Source organism: Streptococcus sp. 5905, assembly GCF_013276505.1.
Taxonomy (GTDB): Bacteria; Bacillota; Bacilli; order Lactobacillales; family Streptococcaceae; genus Streptococcus.
The window spans coordinates 227,623-247,718 of the sequence record NZ_VMLC01000001.1 but is presented as its reverse complement, the minus strand read 5'-3'; the positions used below and the strand labels follow the sequence as shown (position 1 = coordinate 247,718).

The window sequence follows — 20,096 nt, the reverse complement described above, 5'->3', positions numbered from 1 at the left end:
TCTTCTTTCTATCTTTTCTCGATGATTTCATCTACTGGTAAGCGGTAGCTTGGTTCCAATTTTTCGTCTGTATAACCCACTGTAATCAAGAGTTCTGGACGGAAACGATCTTCAATGTCCAAAACTTCGTTGGCTTTTGATTTGTCAAAACCAAGGATAATGTTGGAACCAATTCCTTGGTCTGTTAGAGCGAGAACCAAGTTCATGGCTACAATACCTGCATTAAGGGCTAGGTAGTCACTAATCTGTTGCTCATTGTAACGTGCATATTCAGCAGGCAAATTCTTCATAAAGTATTGAAGTTGCTCTTCTGAGAAATTCTTTGCACCACCAACTCGGGCAATCTTACGAGCACGTTTAGCCAAATCTGTGTCTGTAAACAAGGCAATAGTTACAGGCGCTGATGATACCTGTTCAAAGTTGGAACCGTAAGCCAACTTTGCCAATTCAGCATTTTTCTCACGTACCACCACAAATTTCCAAGGCTGGCTGTTGTGAGCGCTTGGTGCCAAGGTTGCGATTTCGATAGCCGTACGCACATCTTTTGGATCCACTGGCTTGTCAGTGAAATGCTTAGTCGCATGACGTTTTTTATTTAATTCAAGAAATTTCATAATCGATTTCCTTTTCTAATTCTACTGCTTCCATTCTACCATATTTTGAAAGAGCTTGCAGGGATTTTTCATAGAGTTAGTACTTCTTTCAAACTCTCTGCTATTAATTTGGAGCTCTTTAAGTAGGTATAGCTTTAGATTTGAAGCAATCAAAAAGCAGGCGATCGAACACCTACTTTCTTATATTATTGACCAGATGTGTATGGAGCAATTGCTTTATAAGCCGCTTCCAGCGCTTTCTTCATTGTGTCACGTCCAGTTTTCAACTGTTGAACAAATAGAGTACGAGTTTGTTCTGGCACTACTGTATCATCAGAACCAATACTTGAAAGGCTTTCGTTAAATGACTCTCTTACAGTCTCCATAGACTTAAGCGCTGGTTCAACTTGGGCGTTATATGCTTCTTTTCCACTCTCTGGAATTTTCTCCCCAATTTCAACTGCATGCTTTTTATAATTGTCGACTAATTTGCCAAAGACTTTCTTCACATCTCCAACAGTTTTAGCATTGTCAATTTCTTCATCGGTGATCAAAACAACCTCATTATTTTCTGTCTTTGAACTAGACGTTGTTGATGAAGCCTCTGAAGAAGTTTTCTCTACAGAGCTTGAAGTCTTAGTCGAAGAGTCAGACGTTGTTTTCCCTGAACATGCTGCTAAAACAACAACAGATAAAAGAGCCATACTGGCTGTAATAATTTTCTTCATAATGTTCTCCTTTTTATTAAGAATTAAGTTCATTGTATAACAAAATAATTTCAATGTCAAACTTTAGCTAAGCTGTCTTTTCTTCCTTATCGTCTGACTCTTTTCTAAGCGATTCGACTACAAACCTCACTTCAAATTAAGGGCTGCCCGCTTTATTTCTCACTTTGCAAGAAATCAAAATAATTCTTTACATCCTCTATATACCCATGCTTTTCAATTAAACTAGCTAAGAGTTCTAGATTGTGCCCCCGATAGTTGTCATCTCGACGTAGCTCTTCATACATTTCGATAAAGGGAAGACCCTTGGACTTGGCCAATTCTAACTCCGCTTCATAGTCATAAGCGACTTTACGAAACAGGATATTTACCAATTCCCCATCTTCCACTTCTATCACGGCATACTGAGCACGGTGATTTTTTAACGCTTCCCAATCAAAATAGGGCATGCCAATCGAACCAGGGTTGATAATTTGTTGCCCTTGACTACCATAACGAAGCAACTGCTTGTGGACATGACCGTAGACTGCCACATCCGTTTCCTCATCTAGGAGTTGGTCAAATTTCTCCGTATCATTGTCAACCAACAAGTCACCACCATAGTTCTTATCAGGCAAATTATGAGAAAGAGAAAAGCGCAGTCCATCAACTTCTTTCTTTTCTAGCAAAGGTAAGCTTCGTAGCCAGACAATCGTTTCAGGATCCATTCGCTCCATTAAAAACTGGGTCATACGCAAGAGCTGGACTTCCTGTGGGTCTTCTAAGCCATATTGCCCATCTAAAGCCTCAAGGACACAATCATCCCAATTGCCTCGAACACTGGCTGTGATAGGAAGGTCTTTTAGCAGAGCGACCAGATCATTTGCACCTGGACCAGGAAGAAAAATATCTCCCAGAAGCCAATATTCACTGGCTCCTTGATTTTTAGCATCTGCAATAACTGCTTCTAGTGCAGTTGCATTGCCATGAATATCTGATAAAATTGCGATTTTATTGTTCATAATGGTCTCCTTCCGTTTGGTAATATACTTGTTCTTCCGCCACTTGAGCCAACTCCACTTCTTCCTGCGGGTTCAACTTGGTTTTCACATCTTCTGCGACTGCTCTTGGCACCCCAACTTCGACAATCTCATCCACACTGGCTTCCTTAATTTTAGTGAGAGACTTGAAATGCTTCATAAGATTCTGCTTGCGTTTAGGACCTAGACCATCAATTCCATCCAGTTGAGATGAAAAAGAATTTTTGGAGCGCAGTTGGCGGTGGAAAGTGATAGCAAAGCGGTGTACCTCATCTTGGATGCGTTGGAGGAGGAAAAATTCCTGAGAATTGCGAGACAACTCTACTACTTCCAGCGGATCTCCGAAGAGCAGTTCATGGGTTTGGTGCTTATCATTCTTTTGCAGACCTGCAATTGGGATATCCAAACCTAGCTCTTCTTGAATGACCTGCTTGGCAATATTGACTTGACCTTGTCCCCCATCAATGACAATCAAATCTGGAGGGGTTAAACCATCACGTTGAACTCGGCCATAGCGTCTGCGAATGACTTCTCTCATACTAGCATAATCGTCTGGACCCACAACTGTTTTTATCTTGTACTTACGGTAGTCTTTTTTACTCGGTTTCCCATTGACAAAGACCACCATAGCTGAAACAGGGCTGGTTCCCATGATATTAGAGTTATCAAAGGACTCGATACGAACCGGAGTCGGAATTTGAAGCAAGCGTCCCAGATTTTCAATAGCTCCTTGGGTCTTTTCGACAGATTTTTCTAGCAGATTGAACTTCTGCTCCAGACTAACACGGGCATTCTTTATAGCTAAATTGACCAGTTGTTTTTTCTCACCACGCTGAGGTTTGAGAATCTTGGTATCCACCAAAGCCTTGACTGCTTCTTCATCGATATCCTGCGGAATCAGTACCTCATTGGGAACCAGATGAGATTTTTCTTGATAAAATTGTCCCACGTAGGTCAAAAAATCCTCATCCGGATCATTGTAGTAAGGGAAGAGGTTGACATCGCGCTCGATGAGCTTGCCCTGACGGACAAAGAAAACCTGAACACACATCCAGCCCTTATCCACATAGTAACCAAAGACATCCCGATTTTGGAGATCCTTTGCCATAACCCGTTGCTTGGTCCGAAGTGTTCCAATGGCCTGAATCAGGTCACGGTATTCCGCCGCACGTTCAAACTCCATACTTTGAGCTGCCTTTGCCATCTTACCCTTAAGGTCATCGATAATTTTGTCATCCTGCCCTTTTAGGAAATCAGAAACCTCCTGAGCCATGGACTTGAAATAGGCCTCATCTTTTTTACAGATGGTATGGGCCACACACTGGCCGATATGGTAGTAAAAACAGACCTTAGAGGGCGGGTTGGTACATTTTCGAAAAGGGAAAATCCTATCTAGAAGTCGCTTGATTTCATTGGCTGCCCCCACATCTGGATAAGGGCCAAAATAAAGACCTCCGTCCTTTTTGACCTGACGGGTGATAATCAATCGAGGATAGCGCTCATTGGTAATTTTGATAAAAGGATAGGACTTATCATCCTTGAGCATGATATTGTACTTGGGCTTATTTTCCTTGATGAGGTTGATTTCTAGGAGAAGTGCCTCAATATTGGACTCAGTAACGATAAATTCAAAATCCACAATCTCAGACACCAGAGCCTCCGTCTTGGTATCGTGACTCCCACGGAAATAGGACCGCACGCGATTGCGCAGATTTTTAGCCTTTCCTACATAGATAATGGTGCCATTTTTATCCTTGTGAATGTAACAACCAGGGCTGGTCGGCAAGAGCTCCAGTTTTGATTTGATCAAGTTATTCATAGTTCCATTATAGCAAAAAGGCTGTAACAGGACGAACAAAAAGCCCCACCAATCGCTTGATGGAGGAGCCTTGATTTTATTTTAGATTGTACCGACTTCATCTAGTCGCTACTGGTATAGAGTTCTTGAACAGCTTTCACATCCCGAGGCTGAATTCCATAGTAAGAACCTGCTGGCTGCATGACAGAAGTTTCGTTGGTATGATCCAAACCGATGGCATGCCCCAGCTCGTGCTCCGCCGTGTGCACGATCCGGTCATAAGAATAACCATAGTTTGGATTGGATAGATAATAGTGATTCAGGCGAACCGTTACAGATATAAATTGATTGGTCAACAAATTGGTTTGACTCTCAGCTTGACCGGCTACAGCTGTCGATCCATCATTCATCTCACTTGCCACAATATCTGCCTGGCTAGGATCCGCAACCACCTCAAAGGTAAAGGCTCCTGTTTGATTCCAGTTTTTTATAGCTTCTGCATAGGCACCTTGGAAGGTCTCATCCATTTGAGGTTCAATATAGATGCGAGCTGAGGCCTGAGCCCACCTGCCTTCTGCATGTTGGTGACTGTCTGTCTGAGACAAGACTTCCAGCGTTCCCGTCTCCTTCCATTGACTCCAGCCATCTTGACCAATCTTGCTCATTTTTTCAACCTGATTGACCGCAGAATGAAAATCACCTGCCAGATACCAAACCACTCCAAAGGCAATGAGCAGTAGAATGACCACAGTCCAAACCAGACGCCAGAAGAAACGCCAAATTCCCAACAGAAATCGGAACAATAATCGAATAATCCAGAACATAACCCCCCACCTTTCATAAAAATAAGAACCTATCTTGAAATCACATTCTCCTTGATCAAGATAGATTCTCTATTTTACTGAAGAAAGCTGAAAGAAACCTAAACACTGACTCTTCAAACTCAACGTCTTAATAATTTCTTTAACAATTGAATACACTTATATTTCAATGGAGATGGATAATAACGAAATGTTCCAGGCTTACGCACAATATAGCCATTAAAATTTTGTTTAAAGCGTAATACGCCATCACTGCCATCAAAAATCCCCTGAATACCTAAAAAATTATACTTAGAAATACCACGCCTGATACTTTCCACCATCACATATTCTTGAAGAAGAGCAGGTGCATAGAATTTATTGAACTCCGTATAAGAACCACTAAAAAGATAAGTCGTTTCTTGAGGCATATAGACAAATAGACTACCAGCCAAAACCATATCCTGATGACCATATTTCTCAATCAATTTACATGCCTCTGCCTTACGAACATCAAAGGTTTCCAATTGTCGAGATAGTTCCCTTAACTCTTTTTTCTTTTGTGCTGAATCTGGATACTTCTCAAGCAAAGATAATAGCGCATCCTTTTGTTTTATTAATTGACTTTGCCTGTTTATTAAATTTGTTAAATACTCTGAAAAATTGAGTATCGCAATCATAAACTCAGCGCACTCTCCAAAAGAATCATAAAAATGCTCATAATATTCTAAACTTTTATCACTATATTCTCTACGTTCAGAGGTTTCTTTTGTTATATCTTTAAAAATCGGAAGTTCCTCGCGTTTCAACTTTTTCAGCTGAATACCAAAAGTCTGAGATTTTTTGACTAATTGTTTCCCCTTTTTGCTAAAACTTTGAATCAAATTCTCTTCATTCAATTCAGACAAATCTTTACAATAGAACCAATTTGGTTCCCCAGCCGGATAACCCGTCTGCAGACCATCATATTGGTAACCAAGATCTGTCAAAACCGAAATAGAGTCCACCTTTTCTTCTGTACTTGGATTTCCATCGCTATCAAATTTCTGATAGATTTCGTAAGGTTTTACAACCAACTCCAATACACCATTTTGCCTTGCATATTCCTTTAAAGCAAGATAAAATTCCGAAAGAAACTCGTTTTTAGTATAGATTGGGCCCGAATTGATTTCCATATGAAATCCACCTAGCATCGGCAAGCAATAAACTAGAGCCGCAACCTGAATTTCTCCTTCCTGTTTCAAAGAAAGGTAAGTTACTTTAGCTTCCCTTTTTTCTAGCAAATCTCCCATCTGGACAGACTGCATAAAGGAACGACAAGGAACCGTTTCCGAATAATGTTGAAACTCTTCTTTAGTGAGTGTGGTCAGTGTCATATACTTACTTTCTATGATATTTTTTTCTTAATTTTTTACGCAGATCAAAGACAAGACTAATTACAGGATATAGGGGGTGAGTAGGCAGTGTGAACTCACCAAAGTATTCTTCAATGGTGGGATTAAAATTTGATTTAAACCGATAAAGGCCACCATCTCTAGCGTGCTCAATTCCTCCAAGATTTTGCCATAGAGAGCCACGCTCGAAAGCATGATGAGCCGTCTGATACCAAGTTAAAATTGGCGCATTATAGCGTTTAAATTCTTCATCCATACCTGCATATAGATTGACAGAGGTCTGGCCAAATTCTAGAGTCAAAGTCGCTGCTAAGGGAGCAATCAAAACACCTGCAGAAATATGTTTTTTCAAAAACGTAATTTCCTCGTCTAAACGTTCTTTTTCTTTCAATCTAGTTTGAAATTTTGAAGACTTAGCTGTATTTACTAAAGATTGAATAAAAATCTGATTCTGAGTCCACTGTTCTTCTAATTCTTGCAAACGCTCAGATAAATCAAGAGTTGAAAGTGTGATATAGGCATGATTTTGAAAAGTTAACAATAAATTTCTGTAATAAGCTTCATTCCTTAAGGAAATATTTTTACGTGCTTCTGTTTTCTTCATCAAAAGAGAAAAAGAATCCAGCAATTCTATTCCGCCAAACTGAACCTTGATCCCCTTATTCTGTGCTGTTCGAATAGCTTGTTTTGTTGACTTCGAAAGTTTATCTTCACCAAAATTTTCCTTATATATTTTCGCCTGAATACGAGGCTGAATAGTATCAGCCATCCCAGTTGTTTTACCAGACCAAATAAAACCCAACTCTCTGAGGTATTGAAGTGTTACTAATGTTTCTGAATAATCTGAGTCTTGTTTATTAAGAACTGTTTTACTTAAACAAAGAGTCGGATCAATTTTGATAAATAAGGCACGTTTTCTTTTTGCAATATCTCTAAGTGAAGCAAATACAAACTCCACCAAAGCCCTGTTAGTATAATCTATAATGGGTCCCCTAGCAATATAGCACATCGTGAAGCCAAAGGGCAAGGATCTATAAAGCAAACTGGACACACCTACCAATTTATCATCCTTGTAAAAGCCAACTTTTTCATTTTCCCATTCACTTTTCACACTCGCCCAAGCGCTACTTTGCAATATATTCACTAAAGGACTCTGTCTAACAAACTCATCGTGTTCTTCATCAGGAATATCAACTTGATAACGATACATTTACTTTCCATTCTTTTTACGATAAATATTAGCTTTATTTTACTATTTTTTTGAAAAAAAATAAAGAAAAAATAATTGGGTCCCTTGCTCTGTCACCTCACTAGTATTAATAAAATCAACTTAAACGCTCTTCCAAAACAAAGTCAATTGGTAAAGTAGCCAAAAAACGCTCCAATTGTTTTTCCCAGTAGTACCACTCGTGCTTACCCGGACTATGACTATAGGTCACCTCAAAACCAAGCTTTTTGAGGTTTTTCACTGCGAGATTATTGGCAGAGTAGAGATAGTCTTGTTCGCCACACCAAGCCCAAAGTTTGGTCTTTTTATCCGATTTTTTAGCCAGACTCTCAAGTGAATAAGGGCTAGCTGTCCAGTCTTTGATTTCTCCAAAAACTCCTCGCCAGTAGGCAAGAGAGCCCAAATCCTGACTTTCAGGAGAAAATTCTTGAAAACTGAGTGCACCAGAAAAACTAGCCGAATGAGAAAAACGATCGGTTGCGAGAGCTAGCTTGAAGGAACCATAGCCACCCATAGAGAGACCTGCAATGAAGGTCTTTTCTCGCTTGCTGGTCATATTTGGGAAGAAACGTTTCATAACCTGAGGTAACTCTTCTGCTAGAGCAGTAAAGTAGTCAAAACCATACTGGGTATCTGTGTACCAGCCATTGCTAGTATTGGGCATGATAACAATGAGATTGGTGCCTCGCAACAATCGCTCGACATTGGTCCGCTTGAGCCAGCTATTCTGATTTCCGGACATTCCGTGCAAAAGATAAAGGACAGGAATATCTTTACAATCTGGTTCAGTTACCCGACTGGCATCTGGATAGAGTACGGTAACGCCCCACTCCATATCCAAAACTTCAGAGTAATACTCAATATTCATAACTGCCATGGTTGTCTCCTTTTACTATTCTATAAGAAAAAGCCGAATTTCGACTTTTTCTGTAGGTATACTGCTTATTATTTGGCTTCCATCACGACTGGCAAGATTGCTGGGCGACGCTTGGTTTGATCAAAGAGGTACTTGGTCAAATTGTCACGAACCTTGCCTTTGAGCTCTGCCCAGTCAAAATCATCACCTTGAAGATACTCTTCTACCGTTTGGTTAATCAATTCTGAACTTTCACGAAGAATATCGCGACTCTTCTTGAGATAAACAAATCCACGCGTGTGAACACGGGCCTTAGCCACAATTTTCTTCTCACGACGGTTGACAGTGATCGCCACGATAAAGATTCCATCCTCTGACAAGACCTTACGGTCACGAAGGACCACATTTCCAACATCCCCGATGGCATTTCCATCAATCAAGACATCACCTGCAGAAACTGCTCCAGCTGGGACAAAGTCTCCGTGTTCGTAAGACATGGTCGTTCCCTTTTTAGGGATGAAAATGCGCTCTGGCAACATCCCAACTGCCATAGCAGCCTTGGCATGCGCATCCAACTCACGGTACTCCCCTTGGATAGGGAAGAGGTATTTTGGTTGCAAAAGATTGATCATCAACTGCAAATCACGCGCATTCCCGTGTCCGGATACTCGCAAGCTTTGAGTAATGAGTTTCACTACACCACCAGCTTGGTAGATCATGTTTTCAACACGCGCCATGACGGCTTCTTTGGCGATAGATGGAGTCGTTACGATATAGACCAAGTCCCCATCTTTGATTTCCACATAGCGGTGGCGACCAATGGACATCTTACGAAGTCCATTGATAGGTTCACCCATACGGCCCGTCTCAAGGATAATCAACTCATGGTCTTCAAAACGAGACATTTCTTTTGGTTTAATCAAGAGACTTTCATTAGCTAGAGATAATTTTTTGAGACGAATCGCTGTTCGGACAATATTTTCAACATCAAAACCAGTCAGAACAACTCGACGGCCTGTATCCGCAGCAGCATCAAAAACCTGCTGGATACGAGAGAGGTTGCTGGCAACTGCCGCAACGATGATACGACCTTCCCAGTCCGCAATGGTCTGGGTAATTTCCTCTCCAACTTCACTCTCGCTCGCCACCTGGATATTGCTGTCTGCATTCGCAGAATCACTGAGGAGCGCCAAGACACCCTCACGACCGATTTCTGCCAAACGGGCAAAATCCGTCGCATAGGATTTACTAGCCGTCTGGTCAAACTTGAAGTCACCTGTGTAAACAATACTACCTTTTGGAGTTTTCAAGACAACTCCCAAACTTTCCGGGATGGAGTGAGTTGTACGGAAGAAGGAAACTACAGTTCCTCCAAAGTCAATTTCTGTATCCTCATCAATCACATGGAAGTCATTGAATTTCTTAACCGTATCATTTCCTTTGACAAAGAGTTTTGCCAACTCGATAGTCAACTCAGAGCCAAACACAGGCACCTTCGCTTCTGCCAAAAGGTAAGGCAGAGCACCAATGGCATCCGCATGCCCGTGGGTCAAGAAGACCCCTGCGATACGGTCGCTATTTTCAAAAAGGTAGTCCATATTGGGAATGACGACATCAACCCCAAGTTGTTCATTTTCAGGGTATTTAAGCCCCGCATCCAAAACAAAAATAGAACCATCGATTTCGGCGATGTACATATTTTTCCCATTTTCTCGTACACCACCTAGTGTTGTTAAACTAATATTACTCATTTTCCCTCCGAAACTTAATTCATCTTGATTATAGGGTAAGTTTACCCTCTTATTCTAAAAGTTCTAAAACTTTCAGCCGAATCTTTTCCTACCATTATACCATTTTTTTGATGATTTTCAAAATGAAGATTTGTTTTCAAAAAAGAGCTGGTTGCCCAACTCTTTCCTATCTTCTAGTTTTCTTCCATCAAAAAATCATACATTTCTTGCACCGTACCCAGCGCCATCATTTCTTGATTTTTTACAGTTTGTTTGAGATTTTGGTAAATCTGACTTTCACTAATTTCCCTTTTCGGCGCTTCTTTATTGACTGTCATGACACCATCTTTGATCGTCACAAAGTCCAGCTCTTCAAATACTTGAATCATCTTGACCAGCAAGATTTGTTGGATATTGAGATAAGCAGCTAAATCTTTCAACTTATAACGAATATCAAATTCCGGGAACTGGTAAATGGTCTTGTACAATTTAGCAAACTGTTCTCTAGTTCCATAACCTGTCAGATAATAGGCTTTCTCAATATCATTTTTGAAATAGACAGCTGAGAAATCCTGTTCTTGAAAAATGGTCTTCAGCAGGGTAATATCCTCAGGAACGGTTTTTACGACAACCGCCTCACTATTCACCAATTTTGGCACCTCTCCAGAGAAATCCAAGACTGGAACTCCCTCCGGCAAGGCTGCATTCTTCCCACGAATATTAAAGAGTTGAACCCCCTCCACACGCGCATCTACCATCATCAACTGGAGGGCTGTTTGGCCATTCCATTGATTGACAGACAGGGTGACTGCCAATTCAAGATTTTTTGTTTGAGCAAACTCTGTCGCCCATCTACCTTGTCCAAAGGCCACCACTTCAAAACTTGCCTCACCCTTGGAAATTTTTAGTTTGAGGTGGGCATTGCCTGCTCCCATGGTACGAGCACTTTCGACATGAAAATCCTTGATATAAAAGACAGGTTTCTGATTGTCCATTCCAAAAGGCGCCAAGCGTTCAAAGCTTTTAACCGTTTCTAAACTAAGATTCTCCAAATCTAGCTCTTCATCTAGATTTAACTTATTCTTACCACTAGCATCTGCGCCTTTTTCACGGATATAGTCTTCCAAAATCTGAGATAAATCTGAAAGTTTCTCCACTTCCAGCGTCATTCCTGCTGCACCAGCATGGCCACCGAATGCGATGAAGAGATCTCGATGGGGATCCAGAGCTTCAAAAATATCGACCGCTTCCACACTGCGAGCACTGCCCTTGGCACGACCATCTTCTATATTAAGAACGATGACTGTCTGCCCCAATTCTTCCAGCAAACGACCAGCCACGATACCTAGAACTCCAGGATTCCAGCCTTCCTTGACCAAAACCTGGACCTTCTTCTCAGGATCCACCATGGTCTTAGCTTCTTCATAGATTGACTGAACGATTTCCTTGCGCTCTTCGTTTTTCTGGTGAATCATGAGGGCAATCTCATGAGCTTCCTCGTCGTCAAATCCAGTCAGCAAATCAATGGCAGGGTTGGGATCATCCAAGCGCCCCAAGGCATTTAAACGAGGGGCAATCTGAAAGCCAACCGTTTCTTCTGTCACTTCATTCGCAGAAATCCCAGCCATGTCTAGCATTTCTTGCAGACCGATGCGCTGGGTATGTCCCAACATTTCCAGACCATATTGAACCAAGATACGGTTTTCATCTGTCAGGCTCACCATATCTGCAATGGTACCGATAGCGACCAAATCAAGCAATTCCACTTGCACTTCTTCTAAAAGGGCGCAAGCCAGCTTGAAAGCCACTCCGCATCCGGCCAAATATTTGAAGGGATAGTCCGCATCTGGATGCTCAGGGTGAACAATCGCATAGGCATCTGGCAAGGTTTCCGGCATGGAATGGTGGTCGGTCACAATGACATCCGCTCCCATAGCCTGAGCCAATTCAATGGCTTCATGACCTGCAACCCCATTGTCCACTGTCACAATCAAGGAAATTCCCTCTTGCTCGATAAAGTATTTATAAACACTGGCATTGGGACCATAGCCATCGGTAAAACGATTGGGTAGGTAAACTCGGCACTCGGCGCCAAGCTGTTCCAAGCTTTCCTTCACAATCGAAGCTGAAGTCATACCATCCGCATCGTAGTCTCCATAGATGAGAATGTTTTCCCCTTCTTCAATGGCCTGACGAATCCGTTCCACTGCCTTATCCATATCATGGAGCATATAGGGGTCATGTAAGTCCTCTAAAGAAGGTTCTAAAAATTTCTTGAGACTTTCCTCATCCTGAATCCCTCTTTCAAATAATAACCGAGCCACCTCAGGACCCAGTCCAGCCTTCTTGGCTATCTTTGTAAAATCCGCATCTTCAACCTGCGGGGCAAACTGCCATTCATAAGTAGGAGTTATCAAAAAAACATCCACTCTTTCTAAGAATTCTATCGTTTCATTATAACATGATTTAGGCATTTTCTCTATCCAGATTGCTTTTTTATAAAATTTTAGTGAATTTTTTTCAGATATGATTTGACAAGAACATTCTTTTGTTGTAGAATCATGTTATAAAATCTAACACAAAGGAGATCTCTCATGGCTTTAGTAGAATTTAAACACGTCGAAAAATATTACGGAGACTACCACGCACTCCGCGACATCAATCTCCGTTTTGAAAAAGGACAAGTCGTTGTCCTGCTTGGACCTTCTGGTTCTGGAAAGTCCACTCTTATCCGTACGATCAATGGTTTAGAGGCTGTTGACAAAGGAAATCTCCTAGTCAATGGACACCAAGTAGCAGGTGCTAGCCAGAAAGATTTAGTTCCTCTTCGTAAGGAAGTCGGCATGGTTTTTCAACATTTTAACCTTTATCCACACAAAACAGTGTTAGAAAACGTAACACTTGCACCCATAAAAGTTTTAGGAATTGATAAAAAAGAAGCTGAAAAAACAGCCCAAAAATATCTGGAATTTGTAAATATGTGGGACAAGAAAGATTCCTATCCAGCCATGCTTTCTGGTGGTCAAAAACAGCGGATCGCCATCGCTCGTGGTCTCGCTATGCATCCGGAGCTCCTCCTCTTCGATGAGCCAACATCTGCTCTTGACCCTGAAACCATTGGAGATGTTCTAGCAGTTATGCAAAAACTGGCGCATGATGGGATGAACATGATCATCGTTACCCACGAAATGGGATTTGCTCGAGAGGTTGCGGACCGCATTATCTTTATGGCTGACGGAGAAGTTTTGGTGGATACGACAGATGTCGATGACTTTTTCGACAATCCAAGCGAACCTCGTGCCAAACAATTCCTCAGCAAAATTATCAACCACGAAAGTGACAAAGTCAAATAAGGAGGAGCATATGAAAAAGAAACTCTTTTTATCAGCATTATTGATTAGCCTTTTCAGCCTTGCTGCTGCCAAACCAGTCCAGGCTGATACCAGCGTCGCAGACATTCAAAAAAGAGGCGAGCTGGTTGTCGGTGTCAAACAAGACGTTCCCAATTTCGGCTACAAGGACCCTAAGACAGGGACTTATTCCGGTATCGAAACCGACTTAGCAAAAATGATTGCGGATGAACTCAAGGTCAAGGTTCGCTACGTTCCTGTTACCGCTCAAACCCGTGGCCCCCTTCTAGACAATGAACAGGTCGATATGGATATCGCGACCTTCACCATCACAGACGAGCGTAAAAAACTATACAACTTCACCAGTCCCTACTATACGGATGCTTCTGGCTTTTTGGTCAATAAATCTGCCAACATCAAAAGCATTGAAGACCTAAACGGTAAAACGATCGGAGTTGCCCAAGGCTCCATTACTCAACGCCTGATTACTGAACTAGCAAAAAAGAAAGGTCTGACCTTTAAATTCGTCGAACTTGGTTCCTACCCAGAATTGATTACTTCCCTTCATGCCCATCGTATTGATGCCTTTTCCGTGGACCGTTCTATCCTGTCTGGCTACACCAGCAAACGCACAGAGCTACTAGATGATAGTTTCAAGCCATCTGACTACGGTATCGTCACCAAGAAATCAAACACCGAGCTAAACGACTATCTTGATACCTTGGTCACAAAATGGAGCAAGGATGGTAGTTTGCAGAAACTCTATGACCGTTACAAGCTCAAACCATCTAGCCACACAGCAGATTAAGGAGGACACCCCATGACAGATTTATCATCTTGGACAGCCTATTTTCAGGATTTTGGACAATTTTTCAATGGTTTCCTCTTCACCCTTGCCCTAGCGATTGGATCCTTTATCCTAGCTATGGTCTTAGGAATCATCTTTGGAGTCCTATCAACTAGCAAACATCAAATTTTAAGAATTTTGGCTCGTATCTTTGTCGAATTTTACCAAAACACCCCCCTCTTGGTACAGTTTGTCATCGTCTTTTATGGTTTGCCTCTTATCAGTGAGCACACTATCATGATTCCGATTTATTGGACAGCTGTTCTCTGCGTCGGACTCTATCACGGTGCCTATATCGCTGAGGTTATTCGTTCAGGGATTCAGTCTATTCCTAGTGGTCAGATGGAAGCGGCCTTATCACAAGGTTTCACCTATATCAGTGCCATGCGCTTGATTATCTTGCCTCAGGCCATCCGTATCATCCTCCCTCCTTTGACCAACCAAATCGTTAACCTCATCAAGAATACCTCAACGGTTGCTATCATCTCTGGAGTGGACTTGATGTTTGTGACCAAGTCTTGGTCAGCTCTTAACGGAAATTACATCCCAGCATTTCTAGGTGCTGCTCTACTCTACTTTGCCCTTTGCTTCCCTGTCGCCCAATTTGGTCGCAAGATGGAGCAAGCCAACAAAAAAGCTTATTCACTTTAGGAGGTTACTATGGAATCTATTTTAGAAGTTTTGACCCCAGATAACCTAGTCTTTATCTTTAAAGGATTCGGCTTAACCCTCTACATTTCTCTAATTGCTATCGTCCTCTCGACCCTTATCGGAACAGTGCTAGCCGTCATGAGAAATGGGAAAAATCCTGTCTTACGGATCATCTCCAGCATTTATATCGAGTTTGTGCGCAATGTTCCCAACCTACTCTGGATTTTTACCATCTTTTTGGTGTTCAAGATGAAGTCCACACCAGCTGGTATTACCGCCTTCACCCTCTTTACATCAGCAGCCTTGGCTGAGATTATCCGTGGTGGTCTCAATGCCGTAGACAAGGGACAATACGAAGCAGGAATGTCGCAAGGATTTACCTCTGTGCAAATACTCTACCATATCATTCTCCCACAAGCGATCCGTAAAATGCTGCCAGCTATCATTTCTCAGTTTGTAACCGTGATTAAGGATACCAGTCTCCTCTACTCGGTTATCGCCCTACAAGAACTCTTTGGCGCCAGCCAAATTCTCATGGGACGCTATTTCGAACCAGAGCAGGTCTTTAGCCTTTACATCCTGATTGCCCTCATCTACTTCAGCTTTAACCTAGCAATTTCAAGTCTATCCCGCATGCTAGCCAAACGTTGGCAACAAGCTGCAGAATAAAAAAGAAATGTGAACGTCTATTTTTCGTTCACATTTTTTTGTTTTCATGATTAGAGATACATTCTTGCATATACTGGTCAATCTTAACTCATTTTCGCTCAATTTTACTATAATCTAACTCTATCATTTAACTGATTTTGTTGCAATATATGTTTTAATATTCAGTTCATGCAGTCTACCAAAACCATTTGTATCTTCATATATGTCAAGTAAAGTGAACCCCGCCTTTAACTGTCCGCCTATTTGCTCTGTCATATTGTGAGAGAATTGCATGCCAGCATTTTCTTTTATCATAAAATCTTTGGCTGCTTTATCTTTTAATGGATTAAAAGGCATTTTCCAAATAATTTCTTTTTCTTCATTATCTACAATGTAATTTATTTCATTGTTTAATCCTGCCAGAAAAATTCCACCCTTTTTCAGAACCCTATACGCCTCATTAAAAATGGGCTGCACATCTTCAACATAACAGTTGGAAACCGGATGAAATACTATATCAAAGGCTTCATCCTCAAAAGGCAAAGCTTTTGTCATATCGCCTTCAATCGCTTTAATAGTATAGCCTTCTCTTTCAGCAATTAAAAATTCACTTTCTATTTGCTTTGGAGAATTATCAAGCACAGTGCAGTCTGCACCTAATGCGTTAAATATAGGCATTTGCTGCCCACCACCCGATGCTAAACCTAAGATTTTCTTTCCATTTAAATTTCCTAACCACTCATGTGGAACAGGAACCGTCGGAGTAAGAAAAATATTCCAATCTCCGTTTTTTGCGCTAATATACTCATCATGTGAAATCGGCTTACTCCATTCCCAACCTTCTTCAACCCATCTATCAATAGTTTCTTTATTTATATCTTGATATGATTTCATCAGTTATTTCCTTTTATGAATCCTAAGTTTATCTGATAAACTGGGAGTTATCAACCTATTTCTACTAAAGTTTAGCTAGTGTCTATTGATTTCTTTACAATAGTTAAAATTCAGTTCATCTACGATGTTTTTCAATCCAAGAGACAGCAAAATCTACTAGTTCACGTTGTTGCATCAATCTAGAATCAGCATTGCCGATTTTTCCTATCTTTGCAAGACCCTTTTCCTCAAAGGCGATTCCTATGTCCTCAAAATCTTCTCCATCAACAAATAAGGTGTTATACGCTTTCCATATCCGAACACCATCTTGAAGTATGGCACTATGCTCAACACAGTCATGTTTCCCAGGGTACTCTGCACGGACATCCGCTAAGTGTATGGAAGTGTTTTTATCATATCCAACCCCTAACAACAGTACTTTTGCGTCAAGTTCATAGAGTTTTGCGATAGGTGAACCCTCACCAAATATATTTGAAAGAGTATGTTCCGCTGTAATATATTCAGCATGTTTTCCCCATGCACAAATTGATCTTGCTGGATGATCTGTTCTGATGCTCCCCGGCCATTGACGGAACATTTCTGCAACAGCTCCCATCGTATTTGTTGGCGTTATCTGTTTATCATATGCTGGCCAATTCTCTCTAATTTTATCCCAGTCTGACTCCTCTGCATTCCAGTGCACACCTGTTTTCGGATCTAGATTTTTCCATGACTGTGTCGGCATCACAATGGTACCTTCAGAAGTAACGACTTCAATTAGAGCTTCTATCACAGCCTGTGCTCCGCCACATACATAGCCCATACTTTTTAAAGATGTATGGACAATGACAATATCCCCTTGTTTCAGGCCAAGTTCTGTTAACCCCTGTACGATATCTTCTTTATATATTGTTTTCATAATTTTTACCTCTTGTTATCAAAAATTAATACGAATTTATTAAGTTGATTTTTTAACCCATGTGTCTAAAAATTTTAATTGCTCATCTGTATGAAACCAATGCTCTCCATTCTTCATGATTGTAAGAGTTGCTCCAATTTGCTCTGCAAACTTCGTTATGGTTTCTTGAAAAGTTAAATTATCTTTTTCACCATATAAAATAGAAGTGGGAACATTCCACCTAATGGGATGATTTTTCACATAAGATAAATACTCCCAAGACAATGTCTCACCAAATTCTGTTTCAACCTCTTTCTTACTTTTTAACTCATCTTCTGTAATATTTAACCACTTCATCATATCCATTATCAGTTTCTCCATATCTACAATAGGGGAAATAAATAAGGCCTGAGAAATATTCTTTTCAGCCAAAGATAGCATTGCAAAATAAGCACCGATGCTATTTGCAATTAAAATAACAGAATCATACGATTTAGCACACCTATCATATAACATTGGAAATTCTATCTCCGCATCCCAAGGAGTTTGTGATTTATAGTTAAAACCGATGACGTCACTTTCTCTAAAAATAGATTGATAATGATTTGTCTCCTCTATACTTCCACCCTTACCATGTATATAGATAACTAAGGTTTTCCACCGAATCACTTCCATAATCTTTTTTATCTTTCTGACATATATTTTTGTATTTCACCAGAGGTCAATCTTCTCACCTGTGTATTGGGAAATTCCTGATATTCTTCAACTGAAAAAACAGGCCCCATTTTTTCACAAGTTTTTCCTTTATTCTTTTTTAGATATAATTTCAAATCTTCATTGCTAGCAAAAATTTTATAAGAAATTCTACCATTCTCACTTTTTAATTCATAAATACCACATGGCTTTTTTTCTGTGTAATCGGCAGTTCTTAAATATAGCTTTGCAATTTCTAATGACTTAAACGGAAAATTCCACCGTTGCAATCCACGATTTGGATCGTACTCGATACAAATACACCGACCACAAGTTCCGCAAATATATTGTGTATGATTTTCTAAGCATTCCAAGGGATTTAAAAGTGGCATCACTCTACTTTGATCAACATAACATTCTTTACACATTGTAATCTCACGTCCTCTCCAAATTTTAATCTGTAATTATCAATTATTAAAATATCTCTAAATCAGATTTAATTCTCCCACCTATAAACGGCATATTCATGGATTTCATATTCCAAAGAGTAAATTCCAGACCTTCTCCCAAACCAAATAACATCGACTCACTTAATTCAACACCAAGCTGATTCAAGAGAGTTCCTGTTGCGGTAGATTCACAATGCTGTCCTATGAACGGTTTTATATCCAATTTCATATACCATCTCCTCTGAAAATTTTTTGGATTTCACTGTGATTGTAAAGTTTGAATTTCAGACTCTAACCAATTTAGCTCTGCTTGGAGCATGGTTAAACCCAAACTGAATAACTGTTCGGCAGACCTTGGCAGGCAATGTCCTCCTGCTTGTTGATTCTTCAAGACTTGCAAATCCTTTTCCAAAATATATTTTCGTTCCGTAAGAGCCTGCAATAATTCTTTAGAGGACATATTCTGACTATTTGCCAATGCAGTCATAAAATGTGAGTTCGCAGGCTGTCGTTCTACTAATCGCTGACGTGTTTTTTCAATTAAAATTGTTAACCCCAGCTTTGTAATGCTGTACTCTTTTTTATCTTTTCCCTTTGCCGGTACACTCTTTGCCAGACCTTTCTTTTCCAATTTTTCAAGTACATAATAAATTGAAGAAAAACCTACGTCTGTCCATTTTCTCATGCCTCTATCAACAATAAGTTTTTCAATCTGATAGCCATGATGCGGTTGCTCTGCCAATATACCGAGGATTAACTCCTCTGTTAAGGATGTCTTGATAACCATTTTTATTCTCCCTATTTCTTTTTAATCGGATGTCTGAGAATAGTTTTCAGTTTGGCAGGCTCTGTTTTACGAAAATCGCTGATATAGATTTCATGGTGCATACGTTCATCTGTAATATCCAGTTGATAGCCTTCATTTTCCATATAAGCATGCATTCGTTCAACTGTTATAGGCTCATCATTATAAGAGCCGACATGCAAACATTGAACACATAGACCTTCATCATAAGTAAAGTATTCCACGTTGGAAAAATCCATTTTTCTCTTAGTTTTCGCTTGATGGATAGCCCAGTCAAAATTTTCTTTACTTACGAAATCCGGCAGACGAAGGAGAGAGATAAATTGAAAATCGCTTTTACGTTCATAATCAACACCTTTAATACCTTCCTGCCACCAAAAACCTTCTAATGGTGGTACAACAAAATCAAAGTAGCCATTCATTCGGTAATCTGTATTTTTACTCATTTTGATAGTATAGGCAAGTGGGTAAAGTAAGTTAATGGCTTGCTTATACTCGCCACCTTCTTCATTAGGATTTCCTTTACCTCGAACTGCTAAAAAATTCATTTTGGGAATCTTAACAATCATCGGATTTGTCTTAGTTGGATAAAACTCCTTAAATTCTTTCTTAAAGTCAAAAACCATTAGCAACTTCCTCTTCTGATATTTATTTTTCTTTATATATTCTACCGCTAGAATATAATTTTGTCAAAAAAGTAAAAATAAGTAATTCATGTGCCAACCGAAAATGATTAACA

20 protein-coding genes and 1 pseudogene are annotated in these 20,096 nt (G+C 40.3%); 4 read left to right on the top strand and 17 right to left on the bottom strand.

The genetic code is table 11. The annotated features are described in order from the left end of the window. Nucleotides 1–8 precede the first annotated feature (8 nt). The 10 genes from HT680_RS01160 to recJ all read right to left on the bottom strand — a co-directional run bounded on the left by HT680_RS01160 (nt 9) and on the right by recJ (nt 12,560). Nucleotides 9–614, bottom strand: a complete 606-nt coding sequence (locus tag HT680_RS01160; protein WP_173257632.1) for a nitroreductase family protein — start codon at nt 612–614, stop codon at nt 9–11. Between the two features lie 185 nt (nt 615–799). After that, a complete protein-coding gene (locus HT680_RS01155) occupies nt 800–1,321 on the bottom strand; it encodes a hypothetical protein (protein ID WP_000720915.1) in 522 nt (173 codons plus the stop codon). A 152-nt stretch (nt 1,322–1,473) separates the two neighbouring features. Continuing rightward, a complete protein-coding gene (locus HT680_RS01150) occupies nt 1,474–2,319 on the bottom strand; it encodes a metallophosphoesterase family protein (RefSeq protein ID WP_173257630.1) in 846 nt (281 codons plus the stop codon). Continuing rightward, nucleotides 2,309–4,156 carry an excinuclease ABC subunit UvrC gene (gene uvrC / locus HT680_RS01145; RefSeq protein ID WP_173257629.1) on the bottom strand — a complete coding sequence of 616 codons (1,848 nt, stop codon included), beginning with the start codon at nt 4,154–4,156 and terminating at the stop codon, nt 2,309–2,311. The genes HT680_RS01150 and uvrC overlap by 11 nt, the downstream gene beginning before the upstream one ends. A gap of 101 nt (nt 4,157–4,257) precedes the next feature. Beyond that, nucleotides 4,258–4,959, bottom strand: a complete 702-nt coding sequence (locus HT680_RS01140) for a M57 family metalloprotease (RefSeq protein WP_173257627.1) — start codon at nt 4,957–4,959, stop codon at nt 4,258–4,260. A 119-nt stretch (nt 4,960–5,078) separates the two neighbouring features. Further along, nucleotides 5,079–6,311 carry an aminoacyltransferase gene (locus HT680_RS01135; RefSeq protein ID WP_173257625.1) on the bottom strand — a complete coding sequence of 411 codons (1,233 nt, stop codon included), beginning with the start codon at nt 6,309–6,311 and terminating at the stop codon, nt 5,079–5,081. A 4-nt stretch (nt 6,312–6,315) separates the two neighbouring features. Next, nucleotides 6,316–7,539 (bottom strand): aminoacyltransferase, encoded by a 1,224-nt coding sequence (locus HT680_RS01130; RefSeq protein WP_000286590.1) that lies wholly within the window; start codon nt 7,537–7,539, stop codon nt 6,316–6,318. A 115-nt stretch (nt 7,540–7,654) separates the two neighbouring features. Next, entirely contained in the window at nt 7,655–8,434 is a 780-nt protein-coding gene (locus tag HT680_RS01125) for an alpha/beta hydrolase family protein (RefSeq protein WP_173257623.1), read from the bottom strand. A gap of 68 nt (nt 8,435–8,502) precedes the next feature. After that, on the bottom strand, nt 8,503–10,164 hold the full coding sequence (locus HT680_RS01120) for a ribonuclease J (protein ID WP_173257621.1): 1,662 nt from the start codon (nt 10,162–10,164) through the stop codon (nt 8,503–8,505). A 173-nt stretch (nt 10,165–10,337) separates the two neighbouring features. Next, on the bottom strand, nt 10,338–12,560 hold the full coding sequence (recJ, locus tag HT680_RS01115; RefSeq protein ID WP_173258620.1) for a single-stranded-DNA-specific exonuclease RecJ: 2,223 nt from the start codon (nt 12,558–12,560) through the stop codon (nt 10,338–10,340). A gap of 177 nt (nt 12,561–12,737) precedes the next feature. Here recJ and HT680_RS01110 point away from each other — a divergent pair, with 177 nt between their 5' ends. From HT680_RS01110 to HT680_RS01095, 4 genes are read left to right on the top strand one after another with little or no spacing between them, the layout of a single operon-like run. Continuing rightward, entirely contained in the window at nt 12,738–13,496 is a 759-nt protein-coding gene (locus tag HT680_RS01110) for an amino acid ABC transporter ATP-binding protein (protein WP_173257618.1), read from the top strand. A 10-nt stretch (nt 13,497–13,506) separates the two neighbouring features. Next, complete coding sequence (locus HT680_RS01105) at nt 13,507–14,301, top strand: transporter substrate-binding domain-containing protein (protein WP_173257616.1); 795 nt, start codon at nt 13,507–13,509, stop codon at nt 14,299–14,301. A gap of 12 nt (nt 14,302–14,313) precedes the next feature. Beyond that, nucleotides 14,314–14,991 (top strand): amino acid ABC transporter permease, encoded by a 678-nt coding sequence (locus tag HT680_RS01100; protein WP_173257614.1) that lies wholly within the window; start codon nt 14,314–14,316, stop codon nt 14,989–14,991. 9 nt (nt 14,992–15,000) lie between these two features. Continuing rightward, entirely contained in the window at nt 15,001–15,660 is a 660-nt protein-coding gene (locus HT680_RS01095; RefSeq protein WP_084875688.1) for an amino acid ABC transporter permease, read from the top strand. Between the two features lie 123 nt (nt 15,661–15,783). Here the strand turns inward: HT680_RS01095 and HT680_RS01090 are convergent, their stop codons facing one another. The 7 genes and pseudogenes from HT680_RS01090 to HT680_RS01060 all read right to left on the bottom strand — a co-directional run bounded on the left by HT680_RS01090 (nt 15,784) and on the right by HT680_RS01060 (nt 19,983). Then, nucleotides 15,784–16,533 carry a class I SAM-dependent methyltransferase gene (locus HT680_RS01090; RefSeq protein WP_173257612.1) on the bottom strand — a complete coding sequence of 250 codons (750 nt, stop codon included), beginning with the start codon at nt 16,531–16,533 and terminating at the stop codon, nt 15,784–15,786. Between the two features lie 115 nt (nt 16,534–16,648). Beyond that, the gene (locus tag HT680_RS01085) at nt 16,649–17,431 is read right to left on the bottom strand and encodes an AAC(3) family N-acetyltransferase (RefSeq protein ID WP_173257610.1); all 783 of its coding nucleotides are present in this window, start codon (nt 17,429–17,431) and stop codon (nt 16,649–16,651) included. A gap of 39 nt (nt 17,432–17,470) precedes the next feature. Then, nucleotides 17,471–18,085, bottom strand: a complete 615-nt coding sequence (locus HT680_RS01080; protein WP_173257608.1) for an alpha/beta hydrolase — start codon at nt 18,083–18,085, stop codon at nt 17,471–17,473. Between the two features lie 8 nt (nt 18,086–18,093). Then, nucleotides 18,094–18,531, bottom strand: a complete 438-nt coding sequence (locus tag HT680_RS01075) for a hypothetical protein (protein ID WP_173257606.1) — start codon at nt 18,529–18,531, stop codon at nt 18,094–18,096. 61 nt (nt 18,532–18,592) lie between these two features. Then, nucleotides 18,593–18,781 (bottom strand): annotated as a pseudogene (locus HT680_RS01070) (BtrH N-terminal domain-containing protein); the annotation flags it as partial. A 30-nt stretch (nt 18,782–18,811) separates the two neighbouring features. Beyond that, a complete protein-coding gene (locus HT680_RS01065; protein ID WP_173257604.1) occupies nt 18,812–19,339 on the bottom strand; it encodes a PadR family transcriptional regulator in 528 nt (175 codons plus the stop codon). An 11-nt stretch (nt 19,340–19,350) separates the two neighbouring features. After that, nucleotides 19,351–19,983 (bottom strand): GyrI-like domain-containing protein, encoded by a 633-nt coding sequence (locus tag HT680_RS01060; RefSeq protein ID WP_173257602.1) that lies wholly within the window; start codon nt 19,981–19,983, stop codon nt 19,351–19,353. Nucleotides 19,984–20,096: the final 113 nt, after the last annotated feature.

Excerpts from the sequence above, each read along its gene's own strand:
- HT680_RS01085 (WP_173257610.1), bottom strand. The coding sequence starts at position 17,431 with ATGAAAACAATATATAAAGAAGATATCGTACAGGGGTTAACAGAACTT.
- uvrC (WP_173257629.1), bottom strand. The coding sequence starts at position 4,156 with ATGAATAACTTGATCAAATCAAAACTGGAGCTCTTGCCGACCAGCCCT.
- HT680_RS01135 (WP_173257625.1), bottom strand. The coding sequence starts at position 6,311 with ATGACACTGACCACACTCACTAAAGAAGAGTTTCAACATTATTCGGAA.
- HT680_RS01110 (WP_173257618.1), top strand. The coding sequence starts at position 12,738 with ATGGCTTTAGTAGAATTTAAACACGTCGAAAAATATTACGGAGACTAC.
- HT680_RS01130 (WP_000286590.1), bottom strand. The coding sequence starts at position 7,539 with ATGTATCGTTATCAAGTTGATATTCCTGATGAAGAACACGATGAGTTT.
- HT680_RS01160 (WP_173257632.1), bottom strand. The coding sequence starts at position 614 with ATGAAATTTCTTGAATTAAATAAAAAACGTCATGCGACTAAGCATTTC.
- HT680_RS01105 (WP_173257616.1), top strand. The coding sequence starts at position 13,507 with ATGAAAAAGAAACTCTTTTTATCAGCATTATTGATTAGCCTTTTCAGC.
- HT680_RS01140 (WP_173257627.1), bottom strand. The coding sequence starts at position 4,959 with ATGTTCTGGATTATTCGATTATTGTTCCGATTTCTGTTGGGAATTTGG.
- HT680_RS01065 (WP_173257604.1), bottom strand. The coding sequence starts at position 19,339 with ATGGTTATCAAGACATCCTTAACAGAGGAGTTAATCCTCGGTATATTG.
- HT680_RS01150 (WP_173257630.1), bottom strand. The coding sequence starts at position 2,319 with ATGAACAATAAAATCGCAATTTTATCAGATATTCATGGCAATGCAACT.
- HT680_RS01100 (WP_173257614.1), top strand. The coding sequence starts at position 14,314 with ATGACAGATTTATCATCTTGGACAGCCTATTTTCAGGATTTTGGACAA.
- HT680_RS01120 (WP_173257621.1), bottom strand. The coding sequence starts at position 10,164 with ATGAGTAATATTAGTTTAACAACACTAGGTGGTGTACGAGAAAATGGG.
- HT680_RS01095 (WP_084875688.1), top strand. The coding sequence starts at position 15,001 with ATGGAATCTATTTTAGAAGTTTTGACCCCAGATAACCTAGTCTTTATC.
- HT680_RS01125 (WP_173257623.1), bottom strand. The coding sequence starts at position 8,434 with ATGGCAGTTATGAATATTGAGTATTACTCTGAAGTTTTGGATATGGAG.
- HT680_RS01060 (WP_173257602.1), bottom strand. The coding sequence starts at position 19,983 with ATGGTTTTTGACTTTAAGAAAGAATTTAAGGAGTTTTATCCAACTAAG.
- HT680_RS01090 (WP_173257612.1), bottom strand. The coding sequence starts at position 16,533 with ATGAAATCATATCAAGATATAAATAAAGAAACTATTGATAGATGGGTT.
- HT680_RS01075 (WP_173257606.1), bottom strand. The coding sequence starts at position 18,531 with ATGTGTAAAGAATGTTATGTTGATCAAAGTAGAGTGATGCCACTTTTA.
- HT680_RS01080 (WP_173257608.1), bottom strand. The coding sequence starts at position 18,085 with ATGGAAGTGATTCGGTGGAAAACCTTAGTTATCTATATACATGGTAAG.
- HT680_RS01155 (WP_000720915.1), bottom strand. The coding sequence starts at position 1,321 with ATGAAGAAAATTATTACAGCCAGTATGGCTCTTTTATCTGTTGTTGTT.